This window comes from Planomonospora algeriensis (assembly GCF_977012225.1).
Map to the genome: position 1 here is coordinate 13,663 of NZ_CDRNDK010000037.1, position 13,975 is coordinate 27,637.

The window sequence follows — 13,975 nt, forward strand, 5'->3', positions numbered from 1 at the left end:
TTTGGGTTGCGAAGCCGCCCCTTAACCGGCACTGTAGGTCACGTAGCAAACACCAACAGTCAGATGCGCCTGCAAGCTCACCGGAGTCCCATGGCGGCCATCAAGCCCGGGCGGCCAGGCGGTCGGCACCGTCGCCCAGCCGAACGTCAAGCCACCTACGGCGAGGTCCTCGCCATCGGCGAGTTCCGCGCGCTCTGGGCGGGCCAGGCGCTCTCCCTCCTCGGCGACCAGCTCTCCCGGGTGGCGCTGTCCGTCCTCGTCTTCGAGCGGACCGAGTCGCCCCTGGCCACCGCGTCGGTCTACGCGCTCACCTACCTGCCGCCGATCGTCGGCGGGCCGCTGCTGTCGGGTCTCGCCGACCACTACGCCCGGCGGCGCATCATGATCGTCTGCGATGTGCTCCGGGCCCTCCTGGTCGCGCTCATGGCGATCCCCGGCACCTCGTTCACCGCCCTGTGCGTGCTGGTCTTCTGCGTGGTGCTGCTCAGCGCGCCGTTCTCGGCCGCCCGGGCGGCGCTCCTGCCCGAGCTCCTCGAAGGCGACCGGTACGTCGCGGGCTCGGCCCTGCAGAACATGACCAACCAGGCCGCCCAGATGCTCGGCTTCGCCATCGGCGGCGCCCTGATCATGGGGATGGGACCGTACCGCGCGCTGGCCCTGGACGCGGCGACGTTCATGGCCTCCGCGCTCATCCTCGTCTCGGGGGTGCGACGGCGTCCCGCCCCCGCCCGCAGCGGCTCCGGCCGCCCCTCGATGTGGAAGATGACGCGCGCCGGGGCCAGGCTGGTCTTCGGCGACCCCCGGTTGCGGACCCTGGTGCTCTTCGCCTGGCTGTGCGGGTTCTACGTGCTCCCCGAGGGCATCGCGACCCCCTACGCCGCCGCCCTCACCGACGACCCGCAGCGGGTCTCGTTCGTCGCCGGGCTGCTGATGGGCTCCATGCCGACCGGGACGGTCGTCGGCGCGTTCCTGTTCAGCCGGTACGTCAGCCCCTCCGGGAGGCTGCGCTCCATGGGCTGGATGGCGATGCTGACCTGCGCGCCGCTGATCCTCTGCGCGCTGCGGCCGCCGCTCGCCGTGGTGCTGGTGCTCTGGTTCGCCTCCGGCGTCGGCGGCGCCTACCAGCTGGCCGCCAACGCCGCCTTCGTGCGGTGCGTGCCCGCCGAGCGGCGGGGTCAGGCCTTCGGGCTCGTCCAGTCGGGCCTGCTGGCCGCCCAAGGCCTCGGCATCCTCGTGGGCGGCGCCGCCGCCGACGAGTTCGGGCCCGAGCCCGTGGTCGCACTGGCCGGCGCGGCGGGACTGCTCGTCGCCGCCACGCTGGCCATGCTCTGGACCGACTCCCGCAAGGAGATCATCGAGCGGGTGCGCGCAGAGGCGCCCGCCTGATCCCGGCTCACGCCTGCGGCTTGGACTCGTCGTCGCTCCGCGGCGGCACGGAGGCGGGGTACGGCTGCGCCGGGTCCTGGTGCGTCGGGTACGACGCCGGGTGCTGCCCCGCGTACGGCGAGGCCTGGGAGTCCTGCGGCGGGGCCGGGTAGGTCGGCTCGTGCTGGCCGGTCCTGTCGTTCCAGTGCCGCTCGGCCTTGGCCCAGCCCTGCTCGGCCTTGGCCCTGGCGTCCTGCCAGACCGGGTTGTCCTTGTTGTTGTTCACCAGGTCCTGCAGGATCGAGGTGTCCTTGCCCTCGTCGGGCAGGAGGAGCCAGCCGATCGCGTAGACGCCCAGGCCGAGGCCGCCGAAGAGGCAGGAGACGGCGAGGGCCCCGCGGATGATGTTCGGGTCGATCCCGATGTAGCGGCCGAGGCCCGAGGCCACCCCCGCGACGATGCGCCCGTCCTTGGACCGGCGGAGCTGCTTGATGCCCGAGAAGTCGTTTTCGTTCATGTCTTCAGACTGCCCGGTGAGACCGTCCGGTCACATCGGGATTCCCCCTGGCCGGACCCTGAACTCCCCGCAATACCCTGGCAGGGTCATCACGGACGAGAGGACCTCCCATGGACGATCTCCTGCGCACCGACGACACGCTCTCCGAGGAGCAGCGGCTCATCCGCGACACCGTGAAGGAGTTCGTCGGCGACCGGATCCTCCCCCACGTCGGCGACTGGTTCGAGGAGGCCGTCTTCCCGGCCCGCGAGCTGGCCCCCGTACTCGGCGGGCTCGGCCTGCTCGGCATGCACCTGGAGGGGTACGGCTGCGCGGGACTCGACGCGGTCTCCTACGGGGTGGCCTGCCGCGAGCTGGAGGCCGGCGACTCCGGCCTGCGCTCGTTCGTGTCGGTCCAGGGGTCCCTGGCCATGTTCCCGATCTGGAAGTACGGCTCGGCCGAGCAGAAGGAGGAGTGGCTGCCCCGGATGGCGGCCGGGGAGGCGATCGGCTGCTTCGGCCTGACCGAGCCCGACCACGGCTCCGACCCGGCGGGCATGCGCACCCACGCCAAGCAGGACCCCTCCGGCGACTGGATCCTCAACGGCGCCAAGATGTGGATCACCAACGGCTCGGTGGCCGACGTCGCCGTGGTCTGGGCGCAGACCGAGGAGGGCGTCCGCGGCTTCGTGGTGCCCACCGGCACGCCCGGCTTCTCCGCTCCCGAGATCCACAAGAAGATGTCCCTGCGCGCCTCGGTGACCTCGTCCCTGTACCTCGACGACGTCCGTCTGCCGGCCTCCGCCGTACTGCCGGAGGTGCGCGGGCTGAAGGGCCCGCTGTCCTGCCTGTCGGAGGCCCGGTTCGGCATCCTGTGGGGCGTCGTCGGCGCGGCCCGCGCCTGCCTGGAGTCCGCCGTCGACTACGCCAGGAGCCGCGTCCAGTTCGACCGGCCCATCGGCGGCTTCCAGCTGACCCAGGAGAAGCTCGCCTGGATGTACGTCGGGCTCGGCCAGTCGCAGCTGACCGCCCTGCACCTGGGCCGGCTGAAGGACGAGGGGAAGATCACCCCTCAGCAGGTCAGCTTCGGCAAGCTGGCCAACGTCCGCGCCGCGCTGGACATCGCCCGCCAGGCCCGCTCGATCCTGGGCGGCAACGGGATCACCCTGGAGTACCCGGTGATCCGGCACATGAACAACCTGGAGTCGGTGCTGACCTACGAGGGGACGCAGGAGATCCACACGCTCGTCCTCGGCGAGGCCCTGACCGGCATCCCCGCCTACCGCTGACCGGCGCTCCTCCGGCCCTTCCGGCTTTCCGGCCGTGCAGTCCCCGTCGGGCCGTGCAGTCCCCGTCGGTTCCTCGACCTGCCGTCGGTTCCTCGACCTGCCGTCGGTTTATCGCGCGGCCTACCGTCGGCGCGGAGCCCGCTGGGGCAGGCCGCACGGCCTCCACTCGGGGGCCTGCGCCGCCGCCCGGCTCAGGTGCTCCTCCCAGGACCCGCCCCGGTTCATGAAATGGCGGAACAGCTCGGCGGTCGCCCGAGCGTCCGCCAGCGCGGAGTGGGCGTTCCGGAGCGGGATGCCCGCACGCTCACAGCAGGCGGCGAGCGTCCACTTCCCGTCCGGGAGGAAACCGCGGGCGAGCCGCTGAGTGCACAGGGTCTCCGTCACCCAGTGGCTGCCGGGGAGGACCTGGAGGAAGCGGAGGTCGAAGGGGGCGTTGTGGGCGACCAGGACCCGTCCGGCGATCCGCTGCCAGACCTCGTCCAGCACCTCGTCGATCACCGGGGCGTCGGCGACCATCGCGTCGGTGATGCGGTGGACGTGCGAGGCGCCGGTGTTCCGGAGGGGGTTGACCAGTGAGTGCCACTCGTCGGTGGTGGTGCCGTCCTCGTCCAGGGAGACCAGCGCGATCTCGCAGATCCGGTCGCCCTTGGCCGGGGAGAAACCCGTGGTCTCCACGTCCACCACGACATAGCCGCCCCGCGCGGGCAGGCGGAGGGAGCGGTCCAGCTCCGGTCCTGATCTCGTCACGGATGCCACTGTAGGAACAGACTGGCCGTGCTCGCCCCCTTCTCGGGTGAACGGCTTCGCGGACGACCGGCTTCTCCTGCTTCTCCGACGAACAGACGACCTGCCGCAGGCCTGGCGACGAACACCAACGGTCACTATCCTCTGTACCCTGTCTCCAGCGGGGCGTTAGCTCAATGGTTAGAGCTGCGGACTTTTAATCCGTAGGTTCTGGGTTCGAGTCCCAGGCGCCCTACCACTCGGACCTGCGGTTTTACCTACACGGCCCCTCTTGCGAGGGGCGTGAGTCATACGTGGGCCACGGGTGAGTCACTCCGGCGAAGTACGCGCCTTGCGGACCTTTCGCGCGGTCTTGCGTGCCGCGCGCATCACCAGCCGCGCGGTGGCCTTCGCGCTCTGGTGGTAGGCCTGTGGAAGCACCGAGGTGTAGGTGTCTGCGGTCAGCACGATGCTGGCGTGCCCGAGCGTGCCCTGCACCACCCGCAGATCTGACCCCGCCGCCAGCGCCAGCGTGGCGGCACCGTGCCGCAGATCATGCAACCGCACCGGCGGTAGATCCGACTCCCGCACCAGGTGTGCGAACCGGTGGGTGAGCCAGTCCGGGCGCAACGGCGCCCCGTCCGATCGGGTGAACACGTACTCCGGCGTCTTTCGGTCGTGCTGCTCGCGTTGCTGGGTGCGCTCATGGCGGTACAGCAGCCGGACGGTCTCGGCGTCCAGGGCGATCGTCCGCCGGCTGGCGGCGCTCTTGGGCGGACCCGCGCTCACCTGGCGGCCGATCTGCACGAGTTGGTGGGTCACGGTGAGCTCGGCGCTCTCCAGGTCGAGATCGGCCCAGCGCAGTCCGGCGGCCTCGCCGCGGCGGAGCCCGCGCAGCGCGATCAGCCGCCACATGACGTGCAGCCGGTCGTCGCGGGTCGCGGCGAGGAACTGCGTCAACTGCTCGGCGGTCCACACCGCCACCGACGGCCGTTCGCCGGTGCGGCGCCAAGCCGCGACCCGGCGTGCGGTCCACACCACCGGGTACGGCCGCTGCGCGCGCGGCAGGCGCAGTCCTCGTGCCGGGTTGGCCGGGATCAGCCCCTCGCGCACTGCGGCGTTGAGTGCCGTCCGCAGCGTCGCACGCACCCGCTCCAGGGTGGAGGTCGCGATCGGCAGGCCGTACCGGTTGCGCCGGGCGGCCAGCGCGGTGAACATCCTGGCGACGTCCCGGCCGGTCAGCTCGCTCAGGCGAATACGCCCGAGGTGCGGCAGGAGGTGGATACGCAGATGGTCCTCATACGACCGGCGCGTCGTCGGCCGGATGCCGTGGTGCGTGGCCAGCCAGTGGCGCAGCCATCGCCCTACCGTGCAGGAGTGGCCGACCGGTCCGGCCTCTTCGGCGGACTGGAACTCCTGTCCGGCTTTTCGTGCTTGTTCTGCGCTTGGATAACCGCCGCGGCGGATCCGCTCGCGCCGTCCCGATACGCCTGTTACCTGCACCGCGAAGTACCAGCGGCCGTGGCCTTCTTCTGCCAGCCGGCTGCAGCGTCCTCCCAGGCGCTTTCCGGTGACCGCATCCGCGCAACCGCAGCGCTTGTAAAGCGTGCACTGCTTTTTCTCCACCATGGCCCTCCTTCGCCATGCGAGCGGGAAGAGAATGTTCCATGAGAGCCACCTCGACTCTCAAAATTAAGCACGCAATCCGACAGGCCTCGCCAAGACGCGCGCTTCAATATTCAACCGTCGGCAAGAAATGTAGATTTCGCCGCGATTTAAGCTTCACGTCTGCCTGGAGTCTGCACCGCCCAGAGGCCACCACGTAGAGCTTGAGCCGGAAGTCTTTTGGGCAAATCATGCGGTGCGGAGGTGCCCGTTGATGCCCATTAAGGCCTCCCGGTGAATGATCCGCTCTTCTAGCGGAACGACGATTCGCCCTACATGATCAGAGGTTTTCTGGTGACGGGCCCGGTGCGACCGGTGGCCGTTATAGTGATCGGCATACTCACCGAGCATCGGCCGCAGGTGCCGTTTGCCGCATATTCAGCATGCGGCCGGTGCGCTCGACCCGCACATTCGAAGCTGCTACGCGACTGATCGACTGTGGCGCGCGAGAACGGCGAGGTTGAGGATCGAGTGGACGAGCCTCTCGGCATGCTGCACGTCCATCCCGTCATCGCCGTAACCGTCATACCAGATGAGGGCTCCATCTTCGCGATCCTGGGTGAGCCATGCTCCTTCCCTGACCCCGCTGTCGCAGGTGTCGTCGGAGCCGTGCCTGGTGCACCACGAGCGGCACCCCGGTGTCTCGTTGACGGAGTCTTCCATCTCGGTGATCTCCGCTCGATCGCGTCCGGCGAGGACCAGCGTGAGAAGGTCGAGAGCGATCTTTTGTGCTTCGTCGAGCGTCAGGTAGTACTCGCCGTGCTCTCCGGTGTCGCTTACGCAGATGCGCGGCTCGGTCTCGCGGTAGTGCTGGATGAGATTCACTCCGGCGATGACGGGTTTGTATTCCGGTTTGCCCGGGAGGCCGTAGTCGTCGTACCGCATCGTCTGCAGGACCGTCTCCAGGTAGAGGCTGCCGTGCTGGCGGTCATCCGGATGATCGGAACCGCGGTGCCCACTGTTGCACCATGACGGGCAGGCGCTGATCGAGAGCCAGTCGGCCGGGCTGGCGGCGTTGTGGCGGGAGTATCGATGCGTGAAGCACTCGACGACCTGAACGTCGAGCAGGGTACCCGCGGATTCGAGACGCTCGTCGTTCCTGCCGCATTGGACGCACGCCCGGCCCATGCGCTGGGCGGGGGTGAGGGAATCGCGCAAGGCTACGAGGTCGATCTGCGCACCCGCTACCGTCACGGTCCGAAGAGCGGGAGCCGTGTCTGCGAGCGGGCGCTGCGCAGGGACAGTCGTGTTCTCGGTGGGCATGCTGGGGTGGGTAGTGATAGTCATCGAGGGTCACGCACCTCTCGGTCGGAGCCGGTTACCTGTCGGAGCGCGGGTGCGTGCGCGCTCACAATCAGTCATACGCCAGATACGCAAAGCGGTAAAGCCCCAAGCAAGACATGTCGACGCCGCCAGCATGCCAGCACCGCTTGTAGCGCATCAAAATCCGCCACACAAGGGTTGAATTGGAAGTTTTCGGACAGGGCTACACGGCTTCGCGGCACTCGTTGATCAGACCACCGAGAACCTCCGGGGTTCAATCTGGCCTTTCAGCAGTACGTACGACGAGCCGACCGCCATGCTCAGGAAGTTGCTGCCGACAGGACCGGTGCGGCCGATGACCGGTGTGCAGCGGTCGGCATACCCGACCAGGCCAAGCGAAGCTCTGGCCCGCCCATGACCGAGCACACACGCCGAGCAGGGAGCCGGGATGACCTCCTGGCGCTGCGGAGTCGTCGACGGTCACACCGTCGCGCTGGCGGGCAGGCCCCCGGTGGCCTCGGGCAGGGCCTCGTCTCCGTGGAAGTTCCCGCAACAGCACTGAAACCATATAAGGATCCGTTATATTGGCTGTATGGCCTGGGAGATCACACTGCACTCCGAAGTGAACGCCTGGTTCCTCGACATCTGCAAGAACGACCCGGCCACCGCGGAGAAGATCGAGGAAGCACTGGACGAACTCGCCCTGCAGGCCCGAAGCTCGGCCGCCCGCTGGTCGACCGGATCCACCACTCCCGCATCCTGCACAACCTCAAGGAACTGCGGCCCCGAGTACCGGGCGACGCGGAGATTCGCCTGCTTTTTGTGTTCGATCCCACCCGGGAGGCCATCGTGCTGGTCGCCGGCGACAAAGCCGGGGAATGGAACCGGTGGTACCGCACGGCGATCCCCTTGGCAGAGGAACGCTACGCCGCATACCGCGCCGAGAAGGAGAAGGAGGAGCGCTGATGAGCGAGTTCGTGAAGTGGTCCGACACCAAGACCAAGATCCGTGAGATCGATCCCGAGTGGGACTCCCCCGAGCGCGTCGCCGCCCGAGAGGCCAGCCGCGAGCAACTCCGGGCGGAACTGCGCGGCGCCCAGCTCGCCGAGATGCGCAAGCGCCTGGGCATCTCCCAGAAGCTCTTGGCCGAACGCATGGGCGTCTCCCAGGCGCGCGTGTCCCAGATCGAGCACGGCCAGATCGGCGGCCTGGACACCCTGCGTTCCTACGTCGTCGCCTTGGGCGGAACGCTGGATGTGGTGGCCGACTTCGGCGACCACACTGTGAAGGTCGCCTGAGCCAGCCCGGGCATGGGCGATGGTCAAGGACCCATGTTTGCTCGGTGGTTGCTCGCCTGTCGCGGTACGGCACGGCACGCAACGACACCACCCGACAGGACAAAAAGGACGGGCGTGGACAGGAAGTCATCAGGTGACACTCCACGACAGTAGACGTCACTGATCAAGTCGACTTTTAATCCGTAGGTTCTGGGTTCGAGTCCCAGGCGCCCTACCACTGTTTACGCAGGTCAGCGGCCTGATCCCGATGGTGTCAGCGGGGTCGGGCCGGACCGTTCCCTAGATCATGTTCCCCCGGTGTTCCCGCGTTCCGCCACGCCACGGTCGATTCCCGATCATCTCCATGAGCCGTGCGGACGCTCTGCGGCACCCTGCGGCCGCCGAGATGAGGGGATCACAGGTGGCGCGGATCATCGAGCGCACGGCCAAGAGCGGCGCGAAGTCATGGCTGGTGAAGTGGCGGATCGGCGGCGGGCGGAACGGCAAGGAGGACTTCGAGACCTGCTACGGCAGGACGATCGCCGAATCCTTCGCCGAACTCGTCGAGGACAACGGCGAGCGGCGGCCACCGGGCTACCCGAAGGGCTGCCACGGCCTTCAGGACCCCCGTTTCCGCGATGACGGCGCCTTGGGCATGCCGACATTCGAGGCGTACGCACGCACCGAATACACCGCCCGTCCGGGCGCTTCCCCGACGCAGCGGTTCACCTACCTGACCGACGCCGAACGGCATGTCTTCCCGTTCCTCGGTCACCTCCGGCTGGACGAGGTCACCCGCCGGGTACTGCGGGAGTGGGCGCAGCAGATGCTCGCCAAGCCCTCCGCCCGCAACGCCCACCAGCCGCACCGGCCCCTGTCCGACGAGCAGGCCGCGCGCCGATGGGCACGGACCTGCGGCCTCGCCGTGAAGCCGACCGGACGTGTCTCACCCGACGTGCTGCGGAAGTGGCGTGAGGCGGGCTCCCTCCGTCCGGCGCGACCGGATCCGGGGACGCTCTCCCCCGCCACGGTCACGAAGATCTACCGGGGTTCGATCAAGCCGGTGCTGCGGGCGGCGATGCGGCAGGGAGAGGACGGCGAGCCGCCGCTGCTGCGTTCGTCGCCCTGCGACGGGTTCCGCCTGCCGCCCGCGCCGGTGCGCGCCCGCCAGGTCCTGTACGGGCCGGAGGTCGCCGTCTACCTCACCGCGGTCGGTGACGTCGACCGCGACACCGCGCTGTTCATCGTCACCATGACGGCCACCGGCCTTCGCTGGGGTGAGCTGGCAGGGCTACACGTGAGCGGCCTGGACGCGGCGGGGTGCGTGATCCGCGTCGTCCAGACCTACGCCCGGCTGCTGAACGAGGACACCGGCCGCTGGGAGTGCGGAACTTCCCACCCCGAACCCGGAAAGCGATCATTCGCTCTTCCGCAGCTCCTTCTCCCACTCGCCGAAGCGCTCCCGGATGGCCTCAGCCTCGATCGCATCGACGCCGTACACGGCGAACTCCTCATCGGTACGGCGGCGCACGTACGCCAGCATCTCCGCGAACACCTCCCGATCGAACCCGGCATCCCGGCGAGCGGCCAGATCCAGAAGCTGATCGCGCGTGTACCGGCCCGACTCCACGAGCGCGTCCACATCGATGAAGTCACGAGCGAGCGCGCGGTTGAACAACGCCTCGGTCTTCCCGGCCGCGACGTCATCCGGATGGAGGACCGGGCCCATCTCCATCCGCACCGGCGGCTGAAAGCGCACGTCCGCGACGACCTCGACCTTGCAGCCATGACCTGTGCCACGCTCAGAGATCCACATCCGGACATACCGTTCAGTGCTCTGCAAGATCTCAGCCTGGTACCCGGCTGTTCGGTACGCCTCGGCCACCTGGTCCGCCGCCGCCGGGCAGTCCATGTCCAGCGCACCGAACAGATCGACGTCCTCGCTCGGCCGCTCCACGATCCCGTACGCCTGCACCGCGTACCCACCGGCCAGTGCAAAGCCGTACTGATCGGCGACGCTGAGACCGATCTCGATCAGTCGTCGGTGGAAAGGGTCCATCACGCGACCTGATCACGAAGCCAGGTGAACCGCGACTCCCACAGTCGGCGGACCCGTACCGGCAAGATCAGATCAGGCCAGATGCGAGCCAGCAGATCGGCGTTCAGGTACGCCTTGAGATCCTGCTCTCGGCCTTCCTGGATGACCTGCTCGTACATCACCCGCAGCGCCGCCGGATCGGACAGGTCGTAGGAGCGTCGCGGGCTCCAGTCCAACCAGCCGGGCAGCATGACGATCCCGTTCGCAGGTCCGGTCAGTTCCTCCAGAGCGCGGGGAACCGCATACGGGCGGATGTTCGCGTAATTGAGCGCCCTGTCCATGCCTCCAGTGTGACATTTCCGCCGGAGCCCCACCTCTTCGATGACGCAACCCCACACGGGCAAGGCATCAGCGTGACCGACTTCGGCGACCGCATCATGACGGCCACCGGCCTTCGCTGGGGTGAGCTGGCAGGGCTACACACAAGCGGCCTGGACGCGGCGGGGTGCGTGATCCGCGTCGTCCAGACCTACGCCCGGCTGCTGAACGAGGACACCGGCCGCTGGGAGTGGCGCATCAAGCCGTACCCGAAGGGCAAGAAGCGCCGGGACGTGCCGATCAGCGAGGAACTGGCCGGGCTGCTGTCCGGGCAGGCGCAGGGCAGGCGCAGGGCAGCAGGCCCGACGAGCCGCTCTTCCAGAAACGGACAGGCGGCTACATCGACTACGGCAACCAGCGCAACGACATCCTGCAACCCGCACTCGCGCTCACCCGGGAACACGGCCCGGCCAAGCACATCACCCCTCACGCCCTGCGCCACACAATGATCACCATGCTCCGGGACGGCGGCGTGGCCCCCGGGGTGATGCAGTTGGTGGCCGGACACGAGTCGTACCAGACCACCGCGGGCTACTCCGGCCGGCAGACACCCGCCCAGCGAGCCCTGATCCCCGACGCGGTCCAGCCGGTCCTCCAGGCCGCAGGCCCGCTGTTCGACATCCCTGAAGCCGGCGACACGTGAGCAATCCGTACGGATGCATCATCGACATTCCCAGACACTGATGTATACCTATAGCTATACCCCATGAGTGGCCGGAGACGAATGGGACATCTACGTCGTGAACGAGGTCCGCGAATGGATCGAGCAACTCGACGACGCCACCCATGCCCGGGTGGTGCAGGCCATCGACGCTCTCGCCGAAGGCGGCCCCGGCCTGGGACGGCCCCTGGTCGACACGATCACCGGATCATCGATCCAGAACCTCAAAGAGCTCCGGCCCGGCACGGTGCGCATCCTGTTCGCCTTCGACCCATGGCGTTCCAGCATCCTGCTGGTCGCAGGCGACAAAGCCGGACGATGGAAGAGCTGGTACGAGGAGGCCATTCCACTGGCCGAACACCGATATGAGGTCTACTTGAAGCAACGCGCCCAACAGGAGGACGGCAGATGAGCGGATACGTGCGGTGGAAGGACATCCGGGCCGAGCACGTCCAGCGGGCCGGTGGCGAGGAGGCCGTCCAGGCCGGCAAGCAGGAACTCCTGGCCGAGGTCCAAGGACACCGGTTGGCGGAGATCCGCCGCGGGCGCGGCCTGACCCAGCAGCAGGTCGCCGAGCGTATGGGGGTCACCAAGGGACGCGTCTCCCAGATCGAGCAGGGCAAGATCTCCGGCCAGGACATCCTGGCCCGCTACGCCGCCGCCCTCGGCGGCCGACTCCACCAGTCGATCTACTTCGACGACGGCGACATCGCCGCCATCGCCTGACGGTCCCGGCGGGTGCGAAAACCGAATCCGGAGCGGCACTTCGATGATCGGATTGCCCCTGCCGGGGGTACACCCACGCAGCTCACGCGGAATGTGAATCCTCATGGAGGACCCCGCCGAGTCGGTCTCGTCTGCGTACGCTCAGCTCGGTGATCCGCATCGGATCCGTGATCGGCTCCGGGACGCTGCGTAGCGGGGCCGCTTGACCCAGGGCTTGATGGGCGCGGTGCCGGTTGTAGAACCGTTCGTACTCACGCACCTGCGTTCCGCAGATGTGTGTCCGGCCTAGTGCACGGATCTGCAGGTTGAACTGCGGAAACGCGTCAGGGCATGCTGAAGCGGCGTGTCACTAGGCGGTAGTGTTCGCCCAGGTCAGGAGCTCGGCCCCGGGACCGCTTCGACGATCTTCTTGGGGTGTGGGATGTCCAGCTTGGCCAGGATGTCGCGTTGGGCCTTGGTCAGCTCGGCGCGCTGGCGGAAGGTCCCGCTGGGGCCGGTGAAGGTGCCCACGGTCAGCGGGGCGAACGCGTCGGTGACGCGCTTCCAGGTGGTGCCGGCGGTGGTCTCGATGAGGCGGATCAGCAGGAGCGCCAGCCAGCACAAGATGACGTGGGCGCGGATGCGTTCTTCGAGCCGGTGATAGACCGGCCGCAGGTCGATGATCTGCTTCATGTCCCGCCAGCCGCGTTCGACCTCCAGCAGCTGCTTGTAGCCGAGCGCGATGTCGGCGGCCGACAGGTGCGGATCGGAGCAGCGCAGCAGGTACTTGCCGTCCAGGTTGGCCTCGGCCTTGATCTTGGCGGCATCGACGCGCAGCAGGCCGCCGGGCGTGGTGCGCAGGTAGCGGGCCAGGCCGCGCTTGGTGGAGATGACCCCGCGCAACTCGGCCCGCTTGGTCGCGCTGAGGGCGTCGGAGCCGGCGATCAGCTCCTCCAATTGGGCGACCATACGGGCGCGCACGGCGGCGTCCCGGGTGGCGCCGTCGGGGTTGAAGCAGATCACGAACCGGTCGTGTTCGCTGATGCGGACTTCTTTGACCTTGAGGTTGCCGGTCACGTCGGCGTAGCGGCCCTGGCGTGACAGCGCCGCGGCGGCTTCGGGCGAGCCGGAGCGCAGGCGTTCGCCGATGATGTAGTGGTGGTCGCCTCGGCGCAGGTAGCGGCGGTTGGCGGCGGAGGAGAAGCCGCGGTCGCCCACCCATACGATCTTGCTCAGGGTCCAGTCCCGCATGTCGTCCTTGACCTGGCGGATCAGCGCCGAGTCGGCGGTTGAGCCCGGCCAGGACCAGACGCGGACCGGGATGCCGTCGCGGGTGACGGCCATGCCGATGACGATCTGCGGCAGGTCGTCGCGGTGGTCCTTGGACTTGCCGTGGCTGCGAAAGCCCTTCACCGCCTGCTCGTGGTCGCCGCTGCCGTTGTCACCGCCGGTGGCGGGGATCGGCAGGCCGCGTTCGTCGCGGGGCAGGGGCTCGTCGGGCTCGTCGATCTCGAAGTAGGTGGAGGTGGTGTCGAAGAACAGCAGGTCGACCTCGAGGTTGAGCAGGGTGGCGACCTGGTCGAACACCTGGTGTTCCAGGGCGTCGCGGACCTGGTGCAGCCAGTCCATCGCCCGGTAGCAGGCGTCGTCGGAGCAGGCGGACAGGCCGTCGATGTGGGCGGTTGGTCCCGCCCAATGGGAGGCGGCCAGCTTGGAGGAGGCGTCCAGGGCGCGGTTGGCGACCAGGGCGAACAGCACCCGCTCGGTGGCGGGACTGCGGCGGGTCGAGGCGAGCATCCGGGTCAGGATCGTGTTGATGTTCAGCCGGTGCCACAGGGCGTCGAGCAGGTAGGTGCCGCCGTAGGCGGCGGATCCGGTGAAGGTCAGTTGCGCCGGGCCGGTCAGTGCGGCGGCGCGGGCGGGGTCCAGCAGTCGGCACAGGGAGGTGACCAGGCGTTCGACGGCGGCGCGGTCGAGTTGGTCTTCGCGGCCGAAGTTGTGCAGGACCTTCATCTTGGAGGACTGGGTGGCGGGGTCCCATTCGTTGTGCGCCAGTTGCAGGTACTGATCTTGAAGTGCTGAGGTGAGCACGCCAGGTGTATCCGCGCCCACCCG

At 68.3% G+C, this 13,975-nt stretch carries 15 protein-coding genes and 1 tRNA gene; 9 read left to right on the forward strand and 7 right to left on the reverse strand.

The features are described from left to right. Nucleotides 1-90 precede the first annotated feature (90 nt). Nucleotides 91-1,386, forward strand: a complete 1,296-nt coding sequence (locus tag ACWJ6R_RS06810; protein ID WP_449061370.1) for an MFS transporter — start codon at nt 91-93, stop codon at nt 1,384-1,386. A 7-nt stretch (nt 1,387-1,393) separates the two neighbouring features. On the opposite strand, the gene ACWJ6R_RS06815 is transcribed toward ACWJ6R_RS06810, so the two are convergent. Next, a complete protein-coding gene (locus ACWJ6R_RS06815) occupies nt 1,394-1,882 on the reverse strand; it encodes a PspC domain-containing protein (protein ID WP_449061371.1) in 489 nt (162 codons plus the stop codon). 110 nt (nt 1,883-1,992) lie between these two features. Between ACWJ6R_RS06815 and ACWJ6R_RS06820 the strand changes: the two genes are divergently transcribed. Beyond that, the gene (locus tag ACWJ6R_RS06820) at nt 1,993-3,150 is read left to right on the forward strand and encodes an acyl-CoA dehydrogenase family protein (protein WP_449061372.1); all 1,158 of its coding nucleotides are present in this window, start codon (nt 1,993-1,995) and stop codon (nt 3,148-3,150) included. Between the two features lie 120 nt (nt 3,151-3,270). Here the strand turns inward: ACWJ6R_RS06820 and ACWJ6R_RS06825 are convergent, their stop codons facing one another. Beyond that, nucleotides 3,271-3,897: a 3'-5' exonuclease gene (locus tag ACWJ6R_RS06825; RefSeq protein ID WP_449061373.1), complete on the reverse strand. Its 627-nt coding sequence runs from the start codon at nt 3,895-3,897 to the stop codon at nt 3,271-3,273. Nucleotides 3,898-4,056: 159 nt separating this feature from the next. On the opposite strand from ACWJ6R_RS06825, the gene ACWJ6R_RS06830 reads away from it, so the two are divergent. Beyond that, a tRNA-Lys gene (locus ACWJ6R_RS06830) sits at nt 4,057-4,132 on the forward strand. Nucleotides 4,133-4,203: 71 nt separating this feature from the next. Here the strand turns inward: ACWJ6R_RS06830 and ACWJ6R_RS06835 are convergent. Both ACWJ6R_RS06835 and ACWJ6R_RS06840 read right to left on the reverse strand, forming a co-directional pair. Continuing rightward, a complete protein-coding gene (locus ACWJ6R_RS06835; RefSeq protein ID WP_449061374.1) occupies nt 4,204-5,502 on the reverse strand; it encodes a site-specific integrase in 1,299 nt (432 codons plus the stop codon). Between the two features lie 456 nt (nt 5,503-5,958). Beyond that, nucleotides 5,959-6,801 carry a hypothetical protein gene (locus tag ACWJ6R_RS06840; protein ID WP_449061375.1) on the reverse strand — a complete coding sequence of 281 codons (843 nt, stop codon included), beginning with the start codon at nt 6,799-6,801 and terminating at the stop codon, nt 5,959-5,961. A gap of 537 nt (nt 6,802-7,338) precedes the next feature. Between ACWJ6R_RS06840 and ACWJ6R_RS06845 the strand changes: the two genes are divergently transcribed. After that, on the forward strand, nt 7,339-7,767 hold the full coding sequence (locus ACWJ6R_RS06845) for a type II toxin-antitoxin system RelE/ParE family toxin (RefSeq protein ID WP_449061376.1): 429 nt from the start codon (nt 7,339-7,341) through the stop codon (nt 7,765-7,767). Beyond that, the gene (locus ACWJ6R_RS06850) at nt 7,767-8,099 is read left to right on the forward strand and encodes a helix-turn-helix domain-containing protein (RefSeq protein WP_449061377.1); all 333 of its coding nucleotides are present in this window, start codon (nt 7,767-7,769) and stop codon (nt 8,097-8,099) included. The genes ACWJ6R_RS06845 and ACWJ6R_RS06850 overlap by 1 nt, the downstream gene beginning before the upstream one ends. A gap of 1,396 nt (nt 8,100-9,495) precedes the next feature. Here ACWJ6R_RS06850 and ACWJ6R_RS06855 read toward each other — a convergent pair. Both ACWJ6R_RS06855 and ACWJ6R_RS06860 read right to left on the reverse strand, forming a co-directional pair. Beyond that, complete coding sequence (locus ACWJ6R_RS06855) at nt 9,496-10,137, reverse strand: nucleotidyl transferase AbiEii/AbiGii toxin family protein (RefSeq protein WP_449061378.1); 642 nt, start codon at nt 10,135-10,137, stop codon at nt 9,496-9,498. Further along, nucleotides 10,137-10,457, reverse strand: coding sequence for a hypothetical protein (locus ACWJ6R_RS06860; RefSeq protein ID WP_449061379.1), 321 nt, complete (start codon nt 10,455-10,457; stop codon nt 10,137-10,139). Before ACWJ6R_RS06860 ends, ACWJ6R_RS06855 begins: the two co-directional genes overlap by 1 nt. A gap of 72 nt (nt 10,458-10,529) precedes the next feature. Between ACWJ6R_RS06860 and ACWJ6R_RS06865 the strand changes: the two genes are divergently transcribed. The 4 genes from ACWJ6R_RS06865 (at nt 10,530) to ACWJ6R_RS06880 (ending at nt 11,881) form a co-directional block, all read left to right on the forward strand. Beyond that, nucleotides 10,530-10,943, forward strand: coding sequence for a hypothetical protein (locus ACWJ6R_RS06865; RefSeq protein WP_449061383.1), 414 nt, complete (start codon nt 10,530-10,532; stop codon nt 10,941-10,943). After that, nucleotides 10,928-11,137, forward strand: a complete 210-nt coding sequence (locus ACWJ6R_RS06870) for a hypothetical protein (protein WP_449061381.1) — start codon at nt 10,928-10,930, stop codon at nt 11,135-11,137. The genes ACWJ6R_RS06865 and ACWJ6R_RS06870 overlap by 16 nt, the downstream gene beginning before the upstream one ends. A 67-nt stretch (nt 11,138-11,204) precedes the next feature. Continuing rightward, on the forward strand, nt 11,205-11,567 hold the full coding sequence (locus tag ACWJ6R_RS06875) for a type II toxin-antitoxin system RelE/ParE family toxin (RefSeq protein ID WP_449061380.1): 363 nt from the start codon (nt 11,205-11,207) through the stop codon (nt 11,565-11,567). Beyond that, a complete protein-coding gene (locus tag ACWJ6R_RS06880) occupies nt 11,564-11,881 on the forward strand; it encodes a helix-turn-helix domain-containing protein (RefSeq protein ID WP_377292468.1) in 318 nt (105 codons plus the stop codon). The genes ACWJ6R_RS06875 and ACWJ6R_RS06880 overlap by 4 nt, the downstream gene beginning before the upstream one ends. A gap of 372 nt (nt 11,882-12,253) precedes the next feature. On the opposite strand, the gene ACWJ6R_RS06885 is transcribed toward ACWJ6R_RS06880, so the two are convergent. Beyond that, nucleotides 12,254-13,972: an IS1634 family transposase gene (locus tag ACWJ6R_RS06885; protein ID WP_449061382.1), complete on the reverse strand. Its 1,719-nt coding sequence runs from the start codon at nt 13,970-13,972 to the stop codon at nt 12,254-12,256. Nucleotides 13,973-13,975 lie beyond the last annotated feature (3 nt).

Excerpts from the sequence above, each read along its gene's own strand:
- ACWJ6R_RS06810 (WP_449061370.1), top strand. The coding sequence starts at position 91 with ATGGCGGCCATCAAGCCCGGGCGGCCAGGCGGTCGGCACCGTCGCCCA.
- ACWJ6R_RS06815 (WP_449061371.1), bottom strand. The coding sequence starts at position 1,882 with ATGAACGAAAACGACTTCTCGGGCATCAAGCAGCTCCGCCGGTCCAAG.
- ACWJ6R_RS06835 (WP_449061374.1), bottom strand. The coding sequence starts at position 5,502 with ATGGTGGAGAAAAAGCAGTGCACGCTTTACAAGCGCTGCGGTTGCGCG.
- ACWJ6R_RS06880 (WP_377292468.1), top strand. The coding sequence starts at position 11,564 with ATGAGCGGATACGTGCGGTGGAAGGACATCCGGGCCGAGCACGTCCAG.
- ACWJ6R_RS06860 (WP_449061379.1), bottom strand. The coding sequence starts at position 10,457 with ATGGACAGGGCGCTCAATTACGCGAACATCCGCCCGTATGCGGTTCCC.
- ACWJ6R_RS06855 (WP_449061378.1), bottom strand. The coding sequence starts at position 10,137 with ATGGACCCTTTCCACCGACGACTGATCGAGATCGGTCTCAGCGTCGCC.
- ACWJ6R_RS06850 (WP_449061377.1), top strand. The coding sequence starts at position 7,767 with ATGAGCGAGTTCGTGAAGTGGTCCGACACCAAGACCAAGATCCGTGAG.
- ACWJ6R_RS06840 (WP_449061375.1), bottom strand. The coding sequence starts at position 6,801 with ATGCCCACCGAGAACACGACTGTCCCTGCGCAGCGCCCGCTCGCAGAC.
- ACWJ6R_RS06820 (WP_449061372.1), top strand. The coding sequence starts at position 1,993 with ATGGACGATCTCCTGCGCACCGACGACACGCTCTCCGAGGAGCAGCGG.